Source organism: Kitasatospora sp. NPDC051984 (assembly GCF_044593455.1).
Lineage (GTDB): Bacteria > Actinomycetota > Actinomycetes > Streptomycetales > Streptomycetaceae > Kitasatospora.
The window spans coordinates 28488-46665 of the sequence record NZ_JBIUCB010000023.1; the positions used below are offsets into that span (position 1 = coordinate 28488).

The 18178-nt window shown below is 74.2% G+C and carries 16 protein-coding genes; 9 read left to right on the forward strand and 7 right to left on the reverse strand.

The window, feature by feature from the left end; translation table 11 throughout:
• Nucleotides 1-31 precede the first annotated feature (31 nt).
• Nucleotides 32-1009, forward strand: a complete 978-nt coding sequence (locus tag ACIHEI_RS30695) for a helix-turn-helix domain-containing protein (RefSeq protein ID WP_387636700.1) — start codon at nt 32-34, stop codon at nt 1007-1009.
• A 4-nt stretch (nt 1010-1013) separates the two neighbouring features.
• On the opposite strand, the gene ACIHEI_RS30700 is transcribed toward ACIHEI_RS30695, so the two are convergent.
• From ACIHEI_RS30700 to ACIHEI_RS30710, 3 genes are read right to left on the reverse strand one after another with little or no spacing between them, the layout of a single operon-like run.
• Nucleotides 1014-1376: a DUF952 domain-containing protein gene (locus tag ACIHEI_RS30700; protein WP_392955586.1), complete on the reverse strand. Its 363-nt coding sequence runs from the start codon at nt 1374-1376 to the stop codon at nt 1014-1016.
• A gap of 43 nt (nt 1377-1419) precedes the next feature.
• Nucleotides 1420-2997, reverse strand: coding sequence for a mucoidy inhibitor MuiA family protein (locus ACIHEI_RS30705; protein WP_392955584.1), 1578 nt, complete (start codon nt 2995-2997; stop codon nt 1420-1422).
• Nucleotides 2994-5045 carry a DUF4139 domain-containing protein gene (locus ACIHEI_RS30710; RefSeq protein ID WP_396608995.1) on the reverse strand — a complete coding sequence of 684 codons (2052 nt, stop codon included), beginning with the start codon at nt 5043-5045 and terminating at the stop codon, nt 2994-2996. Before ACIHEI_RS30710 ends, ACIHEI_RS30705 begins: the two co-directional genes overlap by 4 nt.
• Before the next feature lie 171 nt (nt 5046-5216).
• On the opposite strand from ACIHEI_RS30710, the gene ACIHEI_RS30715 reads away from it, so the two are divergent.
• From ACIHEI_RS30715 to der, 4 genes are all read left to right on the forward strand, one after another.
• A complete protein-coding gene (locus ACIHEI_RS30715) occupies nt 5217-6302 on the forward strand; it encodes a prephenate dehydrogenase (protein WP_387636691.1) in 1086 nt (361 codons plus the stop codon).
• A 193-nt stretch (nt 6303-6495) separates the two neighbouring features.
• Nucleotides 6496-7287: a DUF899 family protein gene (locus ACIHEI_RS30720; RefSeq protein WP_396608996.1), complete on the forward strand. Its 792-nt coding sequence runs from the start codon at nt 6496-6498 to the stop codon at nt 7285-7287.
• Between the two features lie 95 nt (nt 7288-7382).
• On the forward strand, nt 7383-8099 hold the full coding sequence (gene cmk, locus ACIHEI_RS30725; RefSeq protein WP_387636687.1) for a (d)CMP kinase: 717 nt from the start codon (nt 7383-7385) through the stop codon (nt 8097-8099).
• A gap of 145 nt (nt 8100-8244) precedes the next feature.
• Entirely contained in the window at nt 8245-9696 is a 1452-nt protein-coding gene (gene der / locus ACIHEI_RS30730) for a ribosome biogenesis GTPase Der (RefSeq protein WP_392955578.1), read from the forward strand.
• Between the two features lie 137 nt (nt 9697-9833).
• Here the strand turns inward: der and ACIHEI_RS30735 are convergent, their stop codons facing one another.
• Together ACIHEI_RS30735 and ACIHEI_RS30740 are read right to left on the reverse strand one after the other, a co-directional pair.
• Nucleotides 9834-10595: a hypothetical protein gene (locus ACIHEI_RS30735; protein ID WP_396608997.1), complete on the reverse strand. Its 762-nt coding sequence runs from the start codon at nt 10593-10595 to the stop codon at nt 9834-9836.
• A gap of 14 nt (nt 10596-10609) precedes the next feature.
• On the reverse strand, nt 10610-11542 hold the full coding sequence (locus ACIHEI_RS30740) for a hypothetical protein (protein ID WP_396608998.1): 933 nt from the start codon (nt 11540-11542) through the stop codon (nt 10610-10612).
• Between the two features lie 632 nt (nt 11543-12174).
• Here ACIHEI_RS30740 and ACIHEI_RS30745 point away from each other — a divergent pair.
• Nucleotides 12175-12951 (forward strand): transglycosylase family protein, encoded by a 777-nt coding sequence (locus ACIHEI_RS30745; RefSeq protein WP_396608999.1) that lies wholly within the window; start codon nt 12175-12177, stop codon nt 12949-12951.
• Nucleotides 12952-13065: 114 nt separating this feature from the next.
• On the opposite strand, the gene ACIHEI_RS30750 is transcribed toward ACIHEI_RS30745, so the two are convergent.
• Nucleotides 13066-13869 (reverse strand): MBL fold metallo-hydrolase, encoded by an 804-nt coding sequence (locus tag ACIHEI_RS30750; protein ID WP_396609000.1) that lies wholly within the window; start codon nt 13867-13869, stop codon nt 13066-13068.
• Between the two features lie 453 nt (nt 13870-14322).
• Between ACIHEI_RS30750 and ACIHEI_RS30755 the strand changes: the two genes are divergently transcribed.
• The 3 genes from ACIHEI_RS30755 to ACIHEI_RS30765 all read left to right on the forward strand — a co-directional run bounded on the left by ACIHEI_RS30755 (nt 14323) and on the right by ACIHEI_RS30765 (nt 17013).
• Nucleotides 14323-15009, forward strand: coding sequence for an alpha-ketoglutarate-dependent dioxygenase AlkB family protein (locus ACIHEI_RS30755; protein WP_396609001.1), 687 nt, complete (start codon nt 14323-14325; stop codon nt 15007-15009).
• A 244-nt stretch (nt 15010-15253) separates the two neighbouring features.
• Entirely contained in the window at nt 15254-16117 is an 864-nt protein-coding gene (locus ACIHEI_RS30760; protein ID WP_396609002.1) for an acyl-CoA thioesterase, read from the forward strand.
• Between the two features lie 107 nt (nt 16118-16224).
• Nucleotides 16225-17013 carry a DUF1684 domain-containing protein gene (locus ACIHEI_RS30765; RefSeq protein ID WP_387636667.1) on the forward strand — a complete coding sequence of 263 codons (789 nt, stop codon included), beginning with the start codon at nt 16225-16227 and terminating at the stop codon, nt 17011-17013.
• A 138-nt stretch (nt 17014-17151) separates the two neighbouring features.
• Here ACIHEI_RS30765 and bla read toward each other — a convergent pair whose 3' ends face one another.
• A complete protein-coding gene (gene bla, locus ACIHEI_RS30770; RefSeq protein WP_396609003.1) occupies nt 17152-18105 on the reverse strand; it encodes a class A beta-lactamase in 954 nt (317 codons plus the stop codon).
• Between the last annotated feature and the right edge of the window lie 73 nt (nt 18106-18178).

Consider the following 18178-nt stretch of genomic DNA (forward strand, 5'->3'; position numbering starts at 1 on the left):
CAGGGGACGGGGCGGCGGGGGAAGGAAGCACATGCTCGACGCATTCACCGTGCTGGGCCTCGGGCGGCCCGACGGTCAGGTGTACGCCGCGCTGGTCGTCGCGCCGCAGTCGACCGCCCAGGAGTTGGCCGAACACTGCGGCCTGACCTTGGACCAGTGCCGGCAGGCGCTGGACCGGCTGGCCGAACAGGGCATGGCGACCCGCGCCCCGGTCGACCGGGAGCGCTACCTGGCGGTCGCCCCGGACGTCGCCATCGGCACCCTGATAGGCCACCGCGAGGCCGAACTGCGCTCCGCCCGCGCCGAGATGCACCGCCTGATGGACGCCTTCCGGGAGGCGTCGCGGTACACCGACCCCGCGCACTCGGTGGAGGTGCTCACCGGCAGCGAGGCGATCGCCCAGCGGCTGGAGCACCTGGTGGAGTCCGGCCAGTACCAGATCCGCGGCTTCGACTGCCCGCCGTACGTGCAGGACCCTACCGTGCAGCAGCCCCGGCAGCGGGCCAAGCTCAAGGCCGGGGTGCGGATCCGTACCGTCTTCGACAAGGAGGCGATCGCCTGGCCCGGGCGGCTCGAGCAGGAGATCCTCACCGGCGTCGAGGACGGCGAGGAGGCCCGGGTGCGGCCGGTGCTGCCGATGAAGATGATGATGGCCGACGACAAGATGGCGATCATCCCGATCAGCGTCGGCGACAGCGTCCTGGACGCCGCGTACGTCATCCACCCGTCCGCCCTGCTCCAGGCCCTGGACGCGCTGTTCGAGGCCGAGTGGGAGCGGGCCGTGCCGCTGCAGACCGTGATCGGCGACGGCGACGGCCCCGGGCCGGACTCCGACCACCTGAAGCTGCTCGGGCTGCTCGCCGCCGGCCTCACCGACGAGTCGATCGCCCGCTCGCTCGGCTGGAGCGCCCGCACCACCCAGCGCCGCCTGCAGGGCCTGATGCGCGAACTCGGGGCCACCACCCGGTTCCAGGCCGGGATGGCGGCCCGCGAGCGCGGCTGGCTGTAGTCCCCTAGCTCCAGGGGAGCAGCGCGGCCCAGCGGCCGTCCGGGCCGCGCTCCAGCTTCTCCAGGCCCACCACGGCCGTCCGGTTCAGCCGGCCGTAGATGTGCGGGAACAGCACCCCCTCGGTGCTTCCGGGAGGCGGCCCGCCGGTGGCCGCCTCCCACTTCACCATCGGCTCGACGAGCTTCTCCTCGATCAGCAGCGCCATCAGTGGGTCCGGGGCCTGGGGGAAGAACAGGTTGGCGACTGCCAGCACCGTGGTCTCGTCCGGCGAGCAGTGCAGGAAGCCCTCGGTGAGCAGCGAGGCGGCGGTGTACGGCCGGCCCGGGTCGCGCAGCCAGTCGTCCAGCGGGGCGAGATGGTAGATCATGTCTCTTTTGTACCGGAGTTGACGCCGCGTCGGGCGCGACCGCTCACAGCCCCGCCACCTTCGCCGACGCCGACACCTCGTACACCAGCGTGACGGTGCGCCGGCCGCCCGGCGGCATCGGCACCTCCCAGCGGGCGATGCCGTCGGCGTCCAGCTCCTCCGGCGGCGGCGAGCAGCGCTCCTTGCGCAGCCGCACCTCCACCGCCGACACCTCGGAGACCGGGATCCGCTCGCGGACCGTCACCACCTGCTCGGCGTCCTCGCCCGGCGCGGAGAACCGCGACAGGTGCAGGCGCACGGTGCGGGTCAGCAGGGTGCGCTGGCCGCCCAGGCCGGCGCCCTCGCGGCGCTCCTCGGCCTCCCGGACCACCCGCAGGCCGTCCGTGGCGCCGAACGCCAGGCGCACCGGCGCGCCCGCCGCGGCGAACTCCAGCGTGCCCCGGCCCGTGTAGCCGGAGCCGCGCACCAGGTCCACCGGGCCGGCCAGCAGCGCGTGGCCCGAGGCGTTGCGGAACGACACCACCTCCGTCACCAGCTCCGACAGCTCCGGCGCCGCCGAGAACTCGCTGCGCGCCCCCGTCTCGAACACGCTCACCGGCACCCGGTGCGCCCGCCCGTCCGAGGGCACCGTGACCGGCTCCGCGGCCCGCAGCACCCGGACCTCGCCGCCGTCGTCCACGCCCGGCAGGCCCGGCTCCAGCGGGCCCGCGTCGGCGATCGCCTGCTCGCGCAGCTCCACCTCGACGGTCTTCTTCTCCTGCGCGGAGCGCTCCCGCAGCACCAGCCGGTCCTCCACCAGCTCCGGTGGCTCGCCCGCCAGTGCCGAACGCGCCGTGGACAGCGTCAGGGCGACGTTCGACCAGTCCTCGCCGGTGCGCTGCCACACCATCGCCTCGGTCTCCAACCGCAGTGTGCCGCCCACCAGTTCGGCCCGGTACGCCGGACGCCACAGCGCGCACGGCGTCAGATGCCCCACCCGGGCCAGGAACCGGCCCGGCTCGGCGCACTCCACCGACAGCTCCACGAACGCCAGCAGCTCGGCCGGCTCCTGCTCGGCCCGGGCCAGCGCCAGCTCGGCGTGCCCCTGGGCCGCCATCAGCTCCGACGCGCGCAGCCGCGAGGCCCGCAACTGCTCGCCGTACGACTCCCGTTCGGCGTCCACCCGGTCCAGCTCGCGCGACCAGCGGGCCTGCTCCAGTTCGCCGCTGCCCGCGCCCTCGCCGATCTCCCGCAGCAGGTCCGCCGCAAGCTGGCCGAGCAGCGCCAGGCGCGCCTCCAGCCGCTCCTGGCGGCGCGACTCCGCCAGGTACTCGCGCTCCAACTGATGCACCCGGCGGCGCAGCGCCGAATCGTCCGGCCCCGGCTCCAGCGGCGGCCGCGGCTGCCAGGACCGCACCAGGCGGACGTCCAGCACCTTCGCCGCGCCGGTCGGCGCGCCGTCCCCGGCCAGCACCGCCGCGTGCAGCGAACGGTCCACCGCCAGCGCCGTCACCGGGCCCAGCCGCAGCCGGTGCACGCCCGGCCGGAGCTCCAGCTCCGCCGTCCGCTCCAGCTGCGCCCGGTCCTCCAGGCACGTCACCGCGGTCACCGGAAGGGGAAAAGTTTCCTCGTGCACGTTCAACTCCTCCGATTTCCGCCGACCACGGCCTTACCGGCCGGGATGCGGATCACATAACCGCCCGTCAGCTCCACCGAACCTCCCGGCGGCACCACCACCCGGCGGATCCGCGCCGAGGCGGGCACCCCGGCGGACGGCTCCGCGGGCGGCGACCAGCCCGGACGCTCCTCGATCCGCACCTCCGCGTCGCCCGACACCGGGACCCGCTCGCGGACCTCCACCGACGCCTCGTGCGGCAGCCGGTTCACCAACTCGATCCGCACACCGTGGTCCAGCACCGTCGTCGAGTTCAGCACCCCCGACGTCGACTCGCGCACCTCGCTGTGCCGCGCCACCCGCAGCTCCTCCGCCCGGCCCAGGCCCAACTCCCGCACCCCGCCCGGCGCCAGCGTCGGCAGCCCCGCCGTCAGCAGGAACTCGCCGTCCACCGACACCTCCACCGGGCCGGCCAGCAGCGCGTGCGCCGTCGCGTTCGACAGCTCCAGCACCGCGTACACCGCCTCCTCCACCGACGGCACGCACACGTAACCCGTGCGCACCCCCACCGGGAGCTCCGCCACCGCCACCGTGTGCCACACCCCGTCCGAGGGGACGTGCGCCGGGGCCTGCGCGTCGAAACGGTGGTCGAACGACCCCGCCGACAGTCGCGGTGGCGCACCGAACCGCGGCAGCGGCAACCGGCCCACCTCCTCCGCCCCGCGCAGCGCGCCGCCCGACCCGGGCCGCGACGGCTCCGGGAACAGCCGGCCCCGGCGCAACGGCTCCTGCTCCGGGCCCGCCAGCACCAGCGCCGCGTAGTCCAGTTGGTCGGACGACGGGCGGAGGGCCGGTTCGGTGTCCGCCAGTGGGGCAGGGGCCGTGCCGTACGGCGCGGGTGGTGGGGGAGCGGCGGCAGCCATCGGCATCGGGGCGGGCGGCGGGGCGAAACCCGGGGCGGCGGGAGCGGGTGCGGTGTCCGCGCCTCCTGCCGGGCCGCCTGCCGCGCCGCCCGCTGCTCCACCTGCCGCTCCGCCGAAGCGCGGACGACCCGCCAGCGTGCCACCCGGGCGGGGGGCCCGCTTCGCGGACGGCCCCGGCCCCGGCATCGGCGCGGACGCCGCGACCGGCGCCGCTCCCGGCGCCCTGGGCGGCTCCGGTTTCGAGCGCTGCGCGTCCTGCCAGCCGTCGAACAGGCCCGCCAGGCCCGCCGGTTGCGTCCGCCACCCCGACGGCGCGGGCGCCGCCTGGCTGCGGCCGATCCGCAGCGAGCTCAGCCGCGGCAGCCCGCCCGGCCCGGCGAGGTCCGCCGTCGACAGCGCCAGCCGCACCCCCGACCAGTCCTCGCCCGTCCGCTGCGCCACCGACGCCCGCAGCACCAGCCGTGCCGAACGCTCGCCCCGGCGGTGCGCCAGTTGGTACGTCGGCACCCAGACCGCCCCCGGGACGGTGTACTCCACCTCCAGCTCCACCGGGCCCTCGCCGCGCACCGTCAGGTCCGCGCAGGCCCCCGACTCCACCCCGCCGGGCTGTTCGGCGCTGGAACGGGTGCTCGCGGCCGCCGCCGCCGTCCGGAAGGCGTGCTCCGCCAGTTGAAGCTCCAGGGCCAGCTCCACCGCGCGCTCCTGGAGTACCTCCAGCCGGGCGTCCACGAACTCCGCCAGCGCCAGCACCGCTTCCGCCGGGGCCCGGCGGTGCCCCTCGTCCCGGCGGCGCTGCGGCGGCACCACGCGCAGTGCCGACACCTCGGCGATTCGCTTGTCCAACCGCTCCTGACGCTCCTGCAGCAGCTCGGCGCGCTGCCGGAGATCCGTCAACTCCCGCTCCCAAGCCGGGAGTTCGTCCTCGCCGCGGACGCGCGCCGGATATGCCGTGCGGGCCTCGGCGACCCGGCCGGCGCCCGACAGCACCCGCACCCGCAGCGACCCCTCCGCCGCCAGCAGCGGCAGCCCCGCCACCCGCACCCGGCCGTCCGCCGGCAGCACACCCGACGCGCGGCGCCGGCACACCGCACCCACCGCGTGCACCACCACCGAGTCCAGGCTCGACTCCCACACCGCCAGCTGCCCCGCCACCCCGCCCCCTTCGACCGCCGGCCCGAACCCCGGACCCGGGCGCCCAGTCTGCACCCAACCCCCGTCACAGCGCCCGGATTTCCGCTGCGCGTCGGCCAACCCGCGCCCGGCACAGGCCCGTGCGGGACAATGGCCCGACCAGCACCGCGACCAGGGAAACGGGACCCCGCCATGCGAACAGCCGCCGTCATCGGCACCGGACTGATCGGCACCTCCGCCGCGCTCGCCCTCACCCGTCGCGGCATAAGCGTGTATCTGGAGGACGCCGACCAGGACGCCGCCCGCACGGCCGCCTCGCTCGGCGCCGGCACCACCGAACTCCCCGACGGGCCCGTCGACCTGGCGATCATCGCCGTCCCCCCGACGCTCGTCGGCAAGGTCCTCGCGGACTGCCAGCGACGCGGCCTCGCCCGCTGCTACACCGACGTCGCCAGCGTCAAGGCCGGTCCGCGCGGCGAGATCACCGCGCTCGGCCTCGACACCGTCCACTACATCGGCTCGCACCCGATGGCCGGCCGCGAACGCTCCGGGCCGCTCGCCGCCACCGCCGACCTCTTCGAAGGCCGGCCCTGGGTGCTCACCCCCACCCCCGACACCGACACCGAGACGCTCAACGCCGCCCTCGAACTCGTCGCGCTGTGCGGGGCGATGCCCATCGTCATGGACGCCGCCGACCACGACCGGGCCGTCGCGCTCGTCTCGCACGCGCCGCAACTGCTGTCCTCGCTGGTCGCCGCGAGGCTGGAGCACGCCGAAGAGACCGCGGTGCGGCTGTCCGGGCAGGGCGTGCGCGACGTCACCCGGATCGCCGCCTCCAACCCCGCGATGTGGATCGACATCCTCTCCGCCAACGCGGGCGTCGTCGCCGACATCCTCGACGACCTCGCCACCGACCTCGCCACCACCGTCACCGCGCTCCGTGCCCTCCAGGGCACCGACGAGAACGCCCGCCGCGAGGGCGCCGCCGGCATCGAAGCCGTCATGCGACGCGGCAACACCGGCCAGGCCCGCATCCCCGGCAAGCACGGTGCACCGCCCACCCGCTACGAGACCGTCACCGTCGTCCTCGGCGACCAGCCCGGCGAACTCGGCCGCCTCTTCGGCGAGGTCGGCGCCCTCGGCGTCAACATCGAGGACGTCACCATCGAACACTCGACGGGCCAGCAGGTCGGCCACGTGCAGCTGTCCGTCGCGCCGTCGGTGGTGCGGGCGCTGGTGGCGGGGCTGCGGGAGCGGGGGTGGGGGGTGCGGGACTGACGGGCTTCGCCGCTGCGCGGGGCTGGGGCGGGGCTTCGAGTGGGACCGTACCCGTCTGCGCCCGCCCCGCTTCGCGGGTCCACCCGGCACCCGTCAAAACCCAGTGCGGGGGAGCGATGAGTTTCGGGGACGGGGGCCGTCTGTACGGGGTGGGTGCCGGTGGGGTGCCCCCGAGTGGACGGAGAGCTCTGCGATGAGTGGGACTGGCGGGCGGCCGGCAGTGGTGGACATGGCGGCGTGGGAGGCGGCGCGGCAGGAGTTGCTGGTGCGGGAGAAGGCGCACACGCGGGAGGCGGACGCCTTGGCGGCGGCGCGGCGGAGGTTGCCGATGGTGGAGGTGGACGGGGCGGCCGAGGTGGTGGGCGCCGGTGGGGCGGTCGCGTTCCGGGACTTGTTCGAGGGGCGTGACGAGCTGGTGGTGTACCAGCACATGTGGTACGACGGGGCGCCGTTCCAGGGGCAGTGCGAGGGCTGCACGATGGTGGCGTGGCACCTGGGGGACTCCGCGTACCTGAACGCCCGGGGGGTCTCGTTCGCGGTGCTGACCAGTGGCCCGTGGGCGGAGGTCGCCCCGTACGTGGAGTTCATGGAGTACACCCAGCCCTGGTTCTCCGTGCGTGACGCGCCCGCGCCGATCGGCGGGGACATGGGCCGGCTGATGAGTTTCCTGCGGGACGGCGACCGGGTGTTCCTCACCTACAGCACCACCGGCCGCGGCACCGAGCGGATCAACAGCTCGCTCGCGCTGCTCGACATGACGCCGTACGGCCGCCGGGAGGGCTGGGAGGACGTCCCGGAGGGGTGGCCGGAGGTGCCGGACGCGGGGTCGCCGGTGGGTGGGCACGGCGCGCCGATCGGCTGGTTCTGGCGGACGGACGCCGACGGGGTGGCGACCTGGGGCCCGACCGGGCGGCCGGTGCCGCAGTGGACCCGTCCGGGGGCATCGCCGGTGGAGACCCTCGGTCGGGGCGGCCACTGCCACTGACGACGGTCGAGCCGGGGACGGGGCCGGGACGGGGCGGGGCGGGAGTCCATTAACCTTGAGGTGAGTTCTTGTGCCGTGAGAGAGAGGTTCGCCCCGTGGACAGTGTCGACCGAGCGTCGAACAGCCCGGTCGTCGTCGCCATCGACGGACCTTCGGGTTCCGGGAAGTCGACGGTGTCGCGGGCGGTGGCCGCACGGCTGGGCCTGAGCTTCCTCGACACCGGCGCGATGTACCGGGCGATGACCTGGTGGATGCTCGCCAACGAGGTGGACGTGGACGACCCGGAGGCGGTCGCGATCGCCTGCGCGAAGCCCGTCATCGTCTCCGGCACCGACGCCGCCGGGCCGACCATAACCGTGGACGGCCAGGACGTCTCGGCCCCGATCCGCGGCCCCGAGGTGACCGCCAAGGTCAGCGCGGTGGCCGCGGTTCCCGCGGTGCGGGCCCGGCTGGTGGAGCTGCAGCGCGGCTGCGCCTCGCACGCCGCCCGGGGCATCGTCGCCGAGGGCCGTGACATGGGCAGCGTGGTGTTCCCGGACGCCACCGTGAAGGTTTTCCTGACCGCCTCCGAGCAGGCCCGTTCGGCCCGCCGGGCCGCCGAGCTGCGCGCCAAGGGCCTGGACGAGGCGACCATCACCGCGATGGCCGCCGACCTGGCCCGCCGGGACGCCGCCGACTCCTCCCGCGAGACCGCCCCGCTGACCCGGGCCGCGGACGCGGAGCTGGTGGACACCAGCGAACTCACCCTGGACCAGGTGATCGGCGCGATCATCGCCCTGGTCGAGGACCGGGCCGGCCTGACCGCCGCCTGATCCCCGAGCACCCCCTTTTAACGATCCGAACACCCCCTTTTAACGATCCGACCGCGCGAGATCCGCGCGGTTCGCGCTGCCCGCCGGGCAGGTACGCACGGTCCGCCCCTGGGAAGGGCCGGGCCGGGAAATGGAAGACGGAAACATGAGCAACGACACGACCGCCCAGCACGGCGAGCTCGGCGACGCCGAGTACGCCGAGTTCATGGCGCTCGCCGCCGAAGAGGGCTTCGACATCGGCGAGGTCGACGCCGACCTGGACGGCCACGGCCCGCTGCCGGTGCTGGCGATCGTCGGCCGCCCGAACGTCGGCAAGTCCACCCTGGTCAACCGCATCATCGGCCGCCGCGAGGCGGTCGTCGAGGACCGCCCCGGCGTGACCCGTGACCGGGTCAGCTACGAGGCGATGTGGGCCGGCCGCCGGTTCAAGGTGCTGGACACCGGTGGCTGGGAGATCGACGTCCTCGGCATCGACGCGATGGTCGCCGGGCAGGCCGAGCTCGGCATCGAGCAGGCCGACGCGGTGCTGTTCGTGGTGGACGCCACCGTCGGCGCCACCGACACCGACGACGCGCTGGTCAAGCTGATCCGCCGGGCCGGCAAGCCCGTGGTGCTGTGCGCCAACAAGGTCGACGGCCCGTCCACCGAGGCCGAGGCCGCGTACCTGTGGTCGCTGGGCCTGGGTGAGCCGTACCCCGTCTCCGCCCTGCACGGCCGCGGCTCCGGCGACCTGCTGGACGCCGTGCTGAAGGTGCTCCCGGAGGCCCCGCCGCAGCTGTTCGGCGACGGCCAGGCCCCCGGCGGCCCGCGCCGCGTCGCGCTGATCGGCCGGCCCAACGTCGGCAAGTCCAGCCTGCTGAACAAGGTCGCCGGCGAGGACCGCGTGGTCGTCAACGAGCTGGCCGGCACCACCCGTGACCCGGTCGACGAGATGATCGAACTCGGCGGCAAGACCTGGAAGTTCATCGACACCGCCGGTATCCGCCGCCGTGTCCACCTGACCTCGGGCGCGGACTTCTACGCCTCGCTGCGGACCTCCGCCGCGCTGGACAAGGCCGAGGTCGCGGTCGTCCTGGTCGACGCCAGCGAGACCCTCACCGAGCAGGACACCCGGATCATCTCGATGGCCGTCGAGGCCGGGCGCGCCGTCGTCGTCGCCTACAACAAGTGGGACCAGCTCGACGAGGAGCGCCGCTTCTACCTGGAGCGCGAGATCGAGCGCGACCTGGTGCAGGTCCAGTGGGCGCCCCGGGTGAACGTTTCGGCGAAGACCGGACGCCACATGGAGAAGCTCGTCCCCGCGATCGAGACCGCGCTGGCCGGCTGGGAGACCCGCATCACGACCGCCCGCCTGAACGCCTTCCTGGGCGAGCTGGTCGCCGCGCACCCGCACCCGATCCGCGGCGGCAAGCAGCCGCGCGTGCTGTTCGGCACCCAGGCGGGCACCCGCCCGCCGCGGTTCGTGCTGTTCGCCTCCGGCTTCCTGGAGGCCGGCTACCGCCGCTTCATCGAGCGCCGCCTGCGCGAGGAGTTCGGCTTCGAGGGCACCCCGATCTCGATCTCGGTCCGGGTGCGCGAGAAGCGCAAGAAGAAGTAGTAGTAGCGGACGCCGACACGGCTGTGGGCCGCGGACACCGGTGAGGTGTTTCGCGGCCCACAGCCGTTTTTCGTGCGCCCGTCAGGCGTCCCGGCCCGGGGTGCGCCCGTCAGGCGTCCCGGCCCGGGGTGCGCCCGTCAGGCGTCCCGACCCGGGGGCAGTGACAGCACCGAGCGGTGCCGCCCGCCCGCCGGGCCGCCCGCCGGGCCGGCCGCCGTCGGGGCCGCGGGGACGGCAGCGGGGGCCGGGGGCGCGGCGGGCCGCGGGGACGGGCCGAGGTAGCCGGACGCCACCCAGCCCTGGCCGTTCGCCTGCGCGCCGGACGGCTGCGCGGGCACGAACTGCGGCGCGGCCTGGGCCTGCGGCCCGGCGTACGGCTCGAAGGACTGGTGCTGCTGCGGGTACGCGGCGGGCTCGCGCCGCTCGGCCGCCACCTCGCGCGGCGGCTGCTGGTCGCGGACCGCGAAGCCGGCGAAGCGCAGCCCCTCCTCGCCGGAGCGGTCGCCCGGCAGGGCACGGAACATCCGCCGGTACTCGGAGTACAGCGAGTCGTAGATCGGGGTGGCCGACACCGGGTGCTCCGCGTCGTACGACGGGCGCATGCCGGGGATCGACCGGCTGGCGGGGGAGGACGGACGGCCGGCGGAGGCGAGGTCGTAGCTGTACACGTAGGAGCCAACGAGCGAGACCGGCTTGGGATGCGGGGGCGCCGCGCCCAGTCCCAGTCGCAGGGCGGCCTGTCCGGTCGGCAGGGCGGCCTGTCCGGTCGGCAGGACCGGCCGAACAGGTTCTATGACCGGACGGCCGCCCCGGGCGTGCTCAACCTCGGCCGCGGTGGCCGGGGTTGACGCGCGGTCGGACGATCCGGTGGCGGCCGGGTCGTTCACGGGGTCGGTCATCGGTGCGCCCCCGCTCAGGTGCCGGCCAGCGGCAGCATGCCCGCGGCCAGCACGCCGCGGGCGGCGGCGCGGTCCAGGGCGATGCGCAGCAGGTCCTCGCGGGGCTGGCGGCCGACCGCGCCGGCCGGCACCGCGAACATGATCACCTCGGACTTGCGGGCCGCCGCGGCCCGCCACGCCGGGGTGACCTGCAGCGCCTGGTGGGCCTGCCACCAGGCGGCCGAGCCGCCGGTCGCCGAGGGCTGCAGGATCGCGTGCAGCTGCCCCATCGCCATCAGCACCGACCAGCCGGCCCGCGGCCGGGCGGGTGCCCGGTTGACGTCCGGGATCAGCTGGAAGCCGTGCTCGGTCAGCAGCGTCAGGAACTCGTCCTCGCCGCTGGTGCTGCCCGGCCGTCCGACCGGCCCGGTCGGCTCGATCACCAGCGCGGCCTGCTGGGTGTCGCCGCACAGCACGATTCCGCAGGTCACGCCGAGCACGGCGGGCTGCGACCGGCCGACCGTCGCGGTGTTGATCGGCTCCGGGACGGTCACCAGGGCGACCGGCTGGGGCTGGGAGAGGTGGGGCTGGGAGAGCTGGGGCTGGGAGAGGTGGGGCTGGGAGAGGTGGGGCTGGGAGAGGTGGGGATGCGAGGGCTGTGGCGGTACGGGCGCCGTCGGCTGGGGGGTGGGGGCCGCCCCGCCCTGGCTGATCGAGGCGACGGCGCCGCGCAGCTGCTGCTCGTCCACCGGCACCACCTGGGACGGGATGCAGCGGGCGTGCGCGAAGGCCAGCACCGCGGTCTCGTCGCCGACGAACAGGACCGTGCTGGTGGGTTCGCGCAGCGAGTCGCCCGGTTGTCGGCAGGAGGTGCAGTCGTAGGCGTCCGGGGCGTGCGCTCCGGCCAGCAGGCCCTCGGCCTCTTCGTCGCCGATTTCGGCGCGTACGTCCTCGCTCACCTGAAGCATGCGCGGCACAAAGACTCCTCGTTTCGCCCTGACGTTCTGTGTGCGCCCGGTGGGACATTCCGGGTGCGCGGCGCGGGGCGCGCCGACCGCCATTACCAACGGGAGGTTGTGGCTGGGGTCACGGGTCGGCGTGCGGACGACGAGATTTGCGTGGCTTCTGACTGCCCTGTGTGCGCGGGACGTCGCTATCTGTCGACGCTGTGCCCGACCTCACACCGGTCAAACTGTGACCGGGACCATATCCGCATATGGAATGACCTTCGAAAAAGCAGACAAAGCGGACATTTCGCCTTCGTTTACTTGATCAATACCCCCGGTAACCCCTCATTGACCTGGGAGAACCCGAAACTGTTTGGCGCGCCGTGAAGCGGCTCGTAGGTTCATGGCCGGTGCAACGAGCACCTCCCGGGTTCACCCCCGACGCAACGGTCCGCCCCGGCTCACCCCGGAACCGGACCCTGCGCCACCGGCGCGACGGCAGCCAGCCGCCGCCGGGGATGCGGACAGGTGGCCGGGGCGGCAAGCGGCACGTCCGACACGTGCACGGCCGCCCACCGGACTTGGCGAGCGAACACGGCCCTGCACAGGGCCTGGTTCCGCCTGCCCATCCCGGGGATGTCGAGAGGGATCTCATGACTTTCCGTAACGAGACTGCCGCTGCCACCACCACCGTCTCCAAGCGCAACCGCGTCCGCGCGGCTGTCGTCGGTGGCGCGCTGCTCGCCGCGCCGGTGGCCGGCCTCGTCACGGCCAACTCGGCCTCCGCCGCCGACGTTGCCACCTGGGACAAGGTCGCTCAGTGCGAGTCCAGTGGCAACTGGTCGATCAACACCGGCAACGGCTTCTACGGTGGCCTGCAGTTCACCTCCTCGACCTGGGCCGCGTTCGGTGGCACCGCGTACGCCGCGCAGGCCAACCTGGCCACCAAGGCGCAGCAGATCTCCGTCGCCGAGAAGGTGCTCGCCTCCCAGGGCCCCGGCGCCTGGCCGGTGTGCTCCGTCAAGGCCGGTCTGACCAAGGGCGGCGCGCCGGCCCAGGTCGACACCTCTGCCGGTTCCTCCTCGACCTCGACCTCCACCTCGTCGAACACCGCGAAGTCGACCTCGTCGAACACCGCGAAGTCGAACACCGCCGCCGCGGACAACTCCGCGAAGGCCTCCCGCTCCGAGACCCGCGCCCAGGCCCCCAAGGCCCAGCAGAGCGCCCCCGCGAAGCAGGACGCCCCGAAGCAGACCTGGAAGAACACGTCCGGCGCTGCTGCCAACACCTACACCGTCAAGTCCGGTGACACCCTGTCCAAGATCGCCGCCGGCCTCGGCGTCGACTGGCACGCGCTGTACAACAACAACACCGGTGTCGTCGGCGGCAACCCGGACCTGATCCTCCCCGGCCAGGTCCTGTCCGTCTGAGACACCCCCGGAAGCCCCTCCGCTTCCACCGGGATCCGCTGATCCCCTCCTGTCGGCGTGAAGCCGCCACCCTGCCTGTCGCGGGGTGGCGGCTTCCGCCGTTCGCGGATGCTGTTACGGGTGGGCGATGGCCGCGAGGACGCCCGGTGCCACCGTGTCGGGAAGCGCGGCGGACGGGAAGCGGCGCAGCAGCGCGGCCCGCACCGCGTCCGGGGGGACGGGTTTGCCGAGTTCGGTCTCGAAGGCACGCAGGTAGTCGCCCGTCCAGACGACCGGATCGGGAACGTGGTCCGGGACCGGGGTCGTGAGGTGGCGGTGGCCCGGGACGGTGCGCTGCGGTTCGAGGGCGGCGATCTCGTCCAGCAGCGCGATCCAGGCGGTGCGCTCGGCGGCGTGCGGGGTGTCGGCGAGCCGCGGGTGGACGTTCAGCCACAGCAGCGGGCCGCCGAACAGGGTCCGGCTGCGGTGCTCCCACACGTAGTGCCGGTCCGGCAGGCCGAGGGACGCGCCGCGCAACTCCAGCCGGTGATCCTCCAGCTCCACCGCGTCCTCGGCCAGCGGCTCCAACCCGACCAGCCGGGTAGGGAGTTCCGCCCCCAGGCCGGCCCACGCGGCGCGCACCGCGACGTGATCGCGTTCGATCCGGGCCAGGACGGGCGCCGGGGAGAGGAACCGGGCCTCCGGGAACTCGTCGCGCAGCACCTCCGCCGCGAGCCAGTACTCCGGCGCGAAGTCCGGCACCAGCACGGCGCTCAGCCGCCGCCCCGAGGACGTGACCTCCCGGGCCAGCCGCCGACCGTCCGCCAGCCGCAGCCCCGTACCGATCAGCACCGCCCGGTGCTGCCCGAGCACCAGCATCGCCACCTGGTGCGACGACTCCTCGGGAAGATCCACCGCCCGGAACTCCAGGGGATGCATCGCGCCTCCTCCGCCAACCGGCAACACCCTCCCCCCAGGGTCGGACGGGACGGGGGTCGGCGCATGTGGGGCGACGAGTGGGCGGCGGGGCGGATCTGAGGGGATCGGGTCCCGGGCGGGGACGGGGGCCGGCCGTTCTGGGGTGGTGGTGAGGCGGGGACCGGGGGGTGGGGCTGGGGCAGAGGGCGCCGGACGGGATGGGGGTCGGCGCATGTGGGGCGACGGGTGGGCGGCGGGGCGGATCTGAGGGGGGCGGGTCCCGGACGGGGACGGGGGCCGGCCGTTCTGGGGTGGTGGTGAGGCGGGGACCGGAGGGTGGGGCTGGGGCAGAGGGCGCCGGACGGGACGGGGGTCGGCGCATGTGGGGCGACGGGCCTTGGGACGGAGTGCGGTGGCTGGGGGAGGTGCGGTTGGGCCGGGAGGGGGCCGGGGTGCGGGTGGGAGCATGGAGGGATGAGTGGTGGCGGGGTGTTCGCCGGGGAGCTGTTCGGGCGTGAGCGGGAGGAGCCGGCGCCCGGGGTGGTGCTGGTGCCGGGGTGGCTGGGGACGGGGGAGCAGCGGGAGCTGGTCGCGGCGTGCCGGGAGTGGGCGCGGCCACCGGCCGGGATGCGGACGGTGACGCTGCCGACCGGCGGGGTGATGTCGGTGCGGACGGTGTGCCTGGGCTGGCACTGGTATCCGTATGGATACGCACGAACCGTGGTGGACGGGGACGGCGCGCCGGTGAAGGCGTTCCCGCCGCTGCTGGGGGAGCTGGCCCGGCGGGCGGTCGCGGAGGCGTACGGCGACGGCGTCGGCGGGATCGCGGGCGCGGCGGGCTTCGCGCCGGACGTGGCGCTGGTCAACCACTACCCGCACGGCGCGAAGATGGGCCTGCACCGGGATCGCGAGGAGCGGGTGGACGCGCCCGTGGTGTCGCTGTCGCTGGGTGACAGCTGCGTGTTCCGGCTCGGCAACACCGAGACCAGGACCCGCCCCTGGACGGATCTGGAGCTGCGCAGCGGCGATCTGCTGGTGTTCGGCGGCCCGATGCGGTTCGCGTACCACGGCGTGGTGCGGACGCTGCCGGGGACCGCCGACCCGGACCTCGGGCTGGTGGGGCGGCTGAACATCACGGTGCGGCAGTCCGGCCTGGAGTAAGTACGGGCCCTGGCGTGCCGGTCGTGGAGTGGCACGGGCCGTGGCCTGCGGTCCTTGCGTGTGCCGTGTGCCGTGTGCCGTGTGCCGGTCGTGGAGTGGCACGGGCCGTGGCCTGCCGGTCCTGGCGTGCGCCGCGTGCCGGAGGGCGGGAATGCCCGGTGGGCGCGGAGACTTGTGTTGGACGGAACAGGCGTCCGGCGGCACACCCAGCCCCGCCCGGCCGCCCGGAGAGGGAGCGACACACATGGGAACCCCCGTCGACCAGCTCGTCGACCTGCTCGACCTGGAGCGGATCGAGCTGAACATCTTTCGCGGCCGCAGCCCCGAGGAGGCGCTGCAGCGCACCTTCGGCGGGCAGGTCGCCGGCCAGGCGCTGGTCGCGGCGGGCCGTACGGTGGACGAGGACCGGCCGGTGCACTCGCTGCACTCCTACTTCCTGCGCCCCGGCGTTCCCGGTGTCCCGATCGTCTACCAGGTGGACCGGATCCGGGACGGACGCTCCTTCACCACCCGCCGGGTGCTGGCCATCCAGGACGGGCGGTCGATCTTCGCGCTGACCGCGGACTTCCACAAGCCCGAGCCCGGTGGCATAGAACACCAGTTCCCGATGCCGGACGTCCCCGCCCCCGAGGACCTGCCGAGCGCGCTGGACGAGGTCGGCTCCCGGCTCGGCGAACTGCCGCCGTTCATCAGCCGCCGCCAGCCCTTCGACATCCGCTACGTCGACCGGCTCAGGTGGAGCCGCGAGGAACTCGACGGTGTCGAGGCCCGCAGCGGCGTCTGGCTGAGGACCAACGGCCCGCTCCCCGACGACCCGCTGATCCACGTCTGCGCGCTCACCTACGCCAGCGACATGACACTGCTGGACGCCGTTCGCGCGCCCGTCGAACCCCTGTGGGGAGAACGGAACTTCGACATGGCCTCGCTCGATCACGCGATGTGGTTCCACCGCCCGTTCCGGGCCGACGACTGGCTGCTGTACAGCCAGGAGTCGCCGATCGCGCACGGCGCGCGCGGCCTGGCCCGCGGCGAAATCTACAACCGGGAGGGGCAGTTGGTGGTCTCCGTGATGCAGGAGGGCCTGTTCCGCCCGCTTGCCGGGCGCTGACCCTTCCGCCATTCGTCCGGACCCGTCCCAGACCCGTCCCGGACCCGTCCCAGACTCGTCCAGCTGAAACAAGTGCACGAACCAGAGCACCACTTGGAGGCAGTCCGATGACCGACACCGCAGCCGAGGCGTGGCAGCACTGGACGGAGTCCCGGAGCGCCGCGGTGAGCGCCCCGCACGGCCCGCTGGCGCTGACCGGCACCCACTGGTTGGAGCCCGAACCGGCGAAGCTGCCCGGCCTGCCCGGCACCTGGTGGGCCGAGAACGGCACCGTGTGCGCCGAACTCGCCGCCGGGGACGGCGTCCGACTCGAAGGCGAGCAGCAGGAGGCGACCGGCCGGGTCGCGCTGCGCCCCGACACCGACCCGGGCGCGCAGATCGCCGTGCTGGACGCGCTGCGCCTGGTCCCGATCGAGCGCGAGGGCGAACTCGCCCTCCGTGTCTTCGACCCCGACGCGCCGCGCCGGGCCGCGTACGCCGGGATCTCGGTCTTCCCGTACGCGCCCGACTGGGCCGTGCCCGCCGTGTTCACCCCCTTCGAGAGCGGCGCGCAGGACTTGATGGTGGAGAACGCCGATGGCCGGTCCCGTCCGATGACGGTCGCCGGTCAGGTCGCGTTCATGCTGGCCGGTCAGGAGTTCACCCTGACCGTCAGCGGCTCCGGGGGCCCGCTGAGCGGTGTCATCGCGGACGGCACCAGCGGCCGGGAGACCTACCGGTTCCGGTTCATCACGCTGCCCGCGCCGGACGCCGACGGGCACACGGTGCTCGACTTCAACCGGGCGTTCCTGCCGCCGTGCGCCTTCTCCGACCACTTCATCTGCCCGTTCCCGCCGCCCGGTAACCGGCTCAACATCTCGGTCGAGGCGGGCGAGCGGCAGGCCGTCACGGTCTGATTTTCTTCTCCGGCTGCCCGTTTTGCTGCCCGGTTTGGCTGCCCGTGTTCCTGCCCGGCCCCGGCGTGACTGCCGGGGCCGGGGTGCGTTCGGGGCCTTGGGCTCGCGCCTTGGGCTCAGGGCCTCAGGTCCAGGGCCTCAGGTAAGGGCGGCGGCCAGGAGAGCGGCCGTTGCGGCGATCAGTGGCTCGTCGGGGGTGGCGGTGGGGGTGCCGTCGGGGGTGTCGGCCTTCGTGGTGAGGACGGCGAGGAGGATCGGGGCGCGTCCCGGCGGCCGGGCGAGGCCGATGTCGTTGGCGGTGCCGTACGAGCCGGTGCCGGTCTTGTCGGCGAGGGTCCAGGTGGGCGGCAGTCCGGCGCGCAGGCGATTGGCGCCCGTGGTGTTGGCGAGCAGCCAGCCGGTGAGCAGCTCGCGATCGGCCGGGTCGAGGGCGTCGCCGAGGGTGAGACGGGCGTAGCTGCGGATGAGGGCGTGCGGGCTGCTGGTGTCGGTGGTGCGGCCGGGCTCGGCGGAGTTCAGCGCGGGCTCCCAGCGGTCGAGCCGGGTGACGCGGTCGCCCAGGGACCGGCAGAAGCGGGTGACGGCGGACGGCCCGCCGAGCAGGCGCAGCAGCAGGTTGGCGGCGGCGTTGTCGCTGAACTCGATTGCAGCCGCGCACAGTTCGGCGACCGTCAGCCCGGTCGCGAGGTTCTCCGGCCGGCCGGTGACCGGCGCGTAGCCCGCCTCGGTGACGTCGTCCCGGGTGTACCGCACCCGCTGCCCGAGGTCGTGGCCGCTGCGCAGGACCGCGCCCACTGCGAGTGTCTTGAACGTCGAGCACATCGGGAACAGCTCGTCCGCCCGGTACCGGATCGCCGCGCCCGACCCCGTGTCGTACCCGAACACCCCGAGCCGCGCGCCGTGTTCACGTTCCAGCGTCCGGAGTCGGTCGGTCAGTGCGTCCGCCGCCGGCTTCGTTTCGGCGGTTCTTCCGGCGGCCTTCGCGGCGGTTCTTCCGGCGGCGCTTTCGGCGGCCGGTAGGACGGTGGCGAGGGCTGCTGCGGCGGCCGTGGCGGCCGTGAGCAGGTGGCGGCGGGCGGGGCGCGGGTGCACGGGGTGCTCCCTCCGGTCGGCGGCTCTCGTCCGGGTTCTGCCCGTTCTGTGGCGCGTGCCCACCTGGAGGGGT

What these genes read in the sequence shown, in the direction of transcription:
- ACIHEI_RS30745 (WP_396608999.1), top strand. Translation starts at nt 12,175, where the DNA reads ATGACTTTCCGTAACGAGACTGCCGCTGCCACCACCACCGTCTCCAAG.
- ACIHEI_RS30765 (WP_387636667.1), top strand. Translation starts at nt 16,225, where the DNA reads ATGACCGACACCGCAGCCGAGGCGTGGCAGCACTGGACGGAGTCCCGG.
- ACIHEI_RS30700 (WP_392955586.1), bottom strand. Translation starts at nt 1,376, where the DNA reads ATGATCTACCATCTCGCCCCGCTGGACGACTGGCTGCGCGACCCGGGC.
- ACIHEI_RS30755 (WP_396609001.1), top strand. Translation starts at nt 14,323, where the DNA reads ATGAGTGGTGGCGGGGTGTTCGCCGGGGAGCTGTTCGGGCGTGAGCGG.
- ACIHEI_RS30720 (WP_396608996.1), top strand. Translation starts at nt 6,496, where the DNA reads ATGAGTGGGACTGGCGGGCGGCCGGCAGTGGTGGACATGGCGGCGTGG.
- ACIHEI_RS30695 (WP_387636700.1), top strand. Translation starts at nt 32, where the DNA reads ATGCTCGACGCATTCACCGTGCTGGGCCTCGGGCGGCCCGACGGTCAG.
- ACIHEI_RS30750 (WP_396609000.1), bottom strand. Translation starts at nt 13,869, where the DNA reads ATGCATCCCCTGGAGTTCCGGGCGGTGGATCTTCCCGAGGAGTCGTCG.
- ACIHEI_RS30740 (WP_396608998.1), bottom strand. Translation starts at nt 11,542, where the DNA reads ATGCTTCAGGTGAGCGAGGACGTACGCGCCGAAATCGGCGACGAAGAG.
- ACIHEI_RS30735 (WP_396608997.1), bottom strand. Translation starts at nt 10,595, where the DNA reads ATGACCGACCCCGTGAACGACCCGGCCGCCACCGGATCGTCCGACCGC.
- ACIHEI_RS30715 (WP_387636691.1), top strand. Translation starts at nt 5,217, where the DNA reads ATGCGAACAGCCGCCGTCATCGGCACCGGACTGATCGGCACCTCCGCC.
- ACIHEI_RS30760 (WP_396609002.1), top strand. Translation starts at nt 15,254, where the DNA reads ATGGGAACCCCCGTCGACCAGCTCGTCGACCTGCTCGACCTGGAGCGG.
- der (WP_392955578.1), top strand. Translation starts at nt 8,245, where the DNA reads ATGAGCAACGACACGACCGCCCAGCACGGCGAGCTCGGCGACGCCGAG.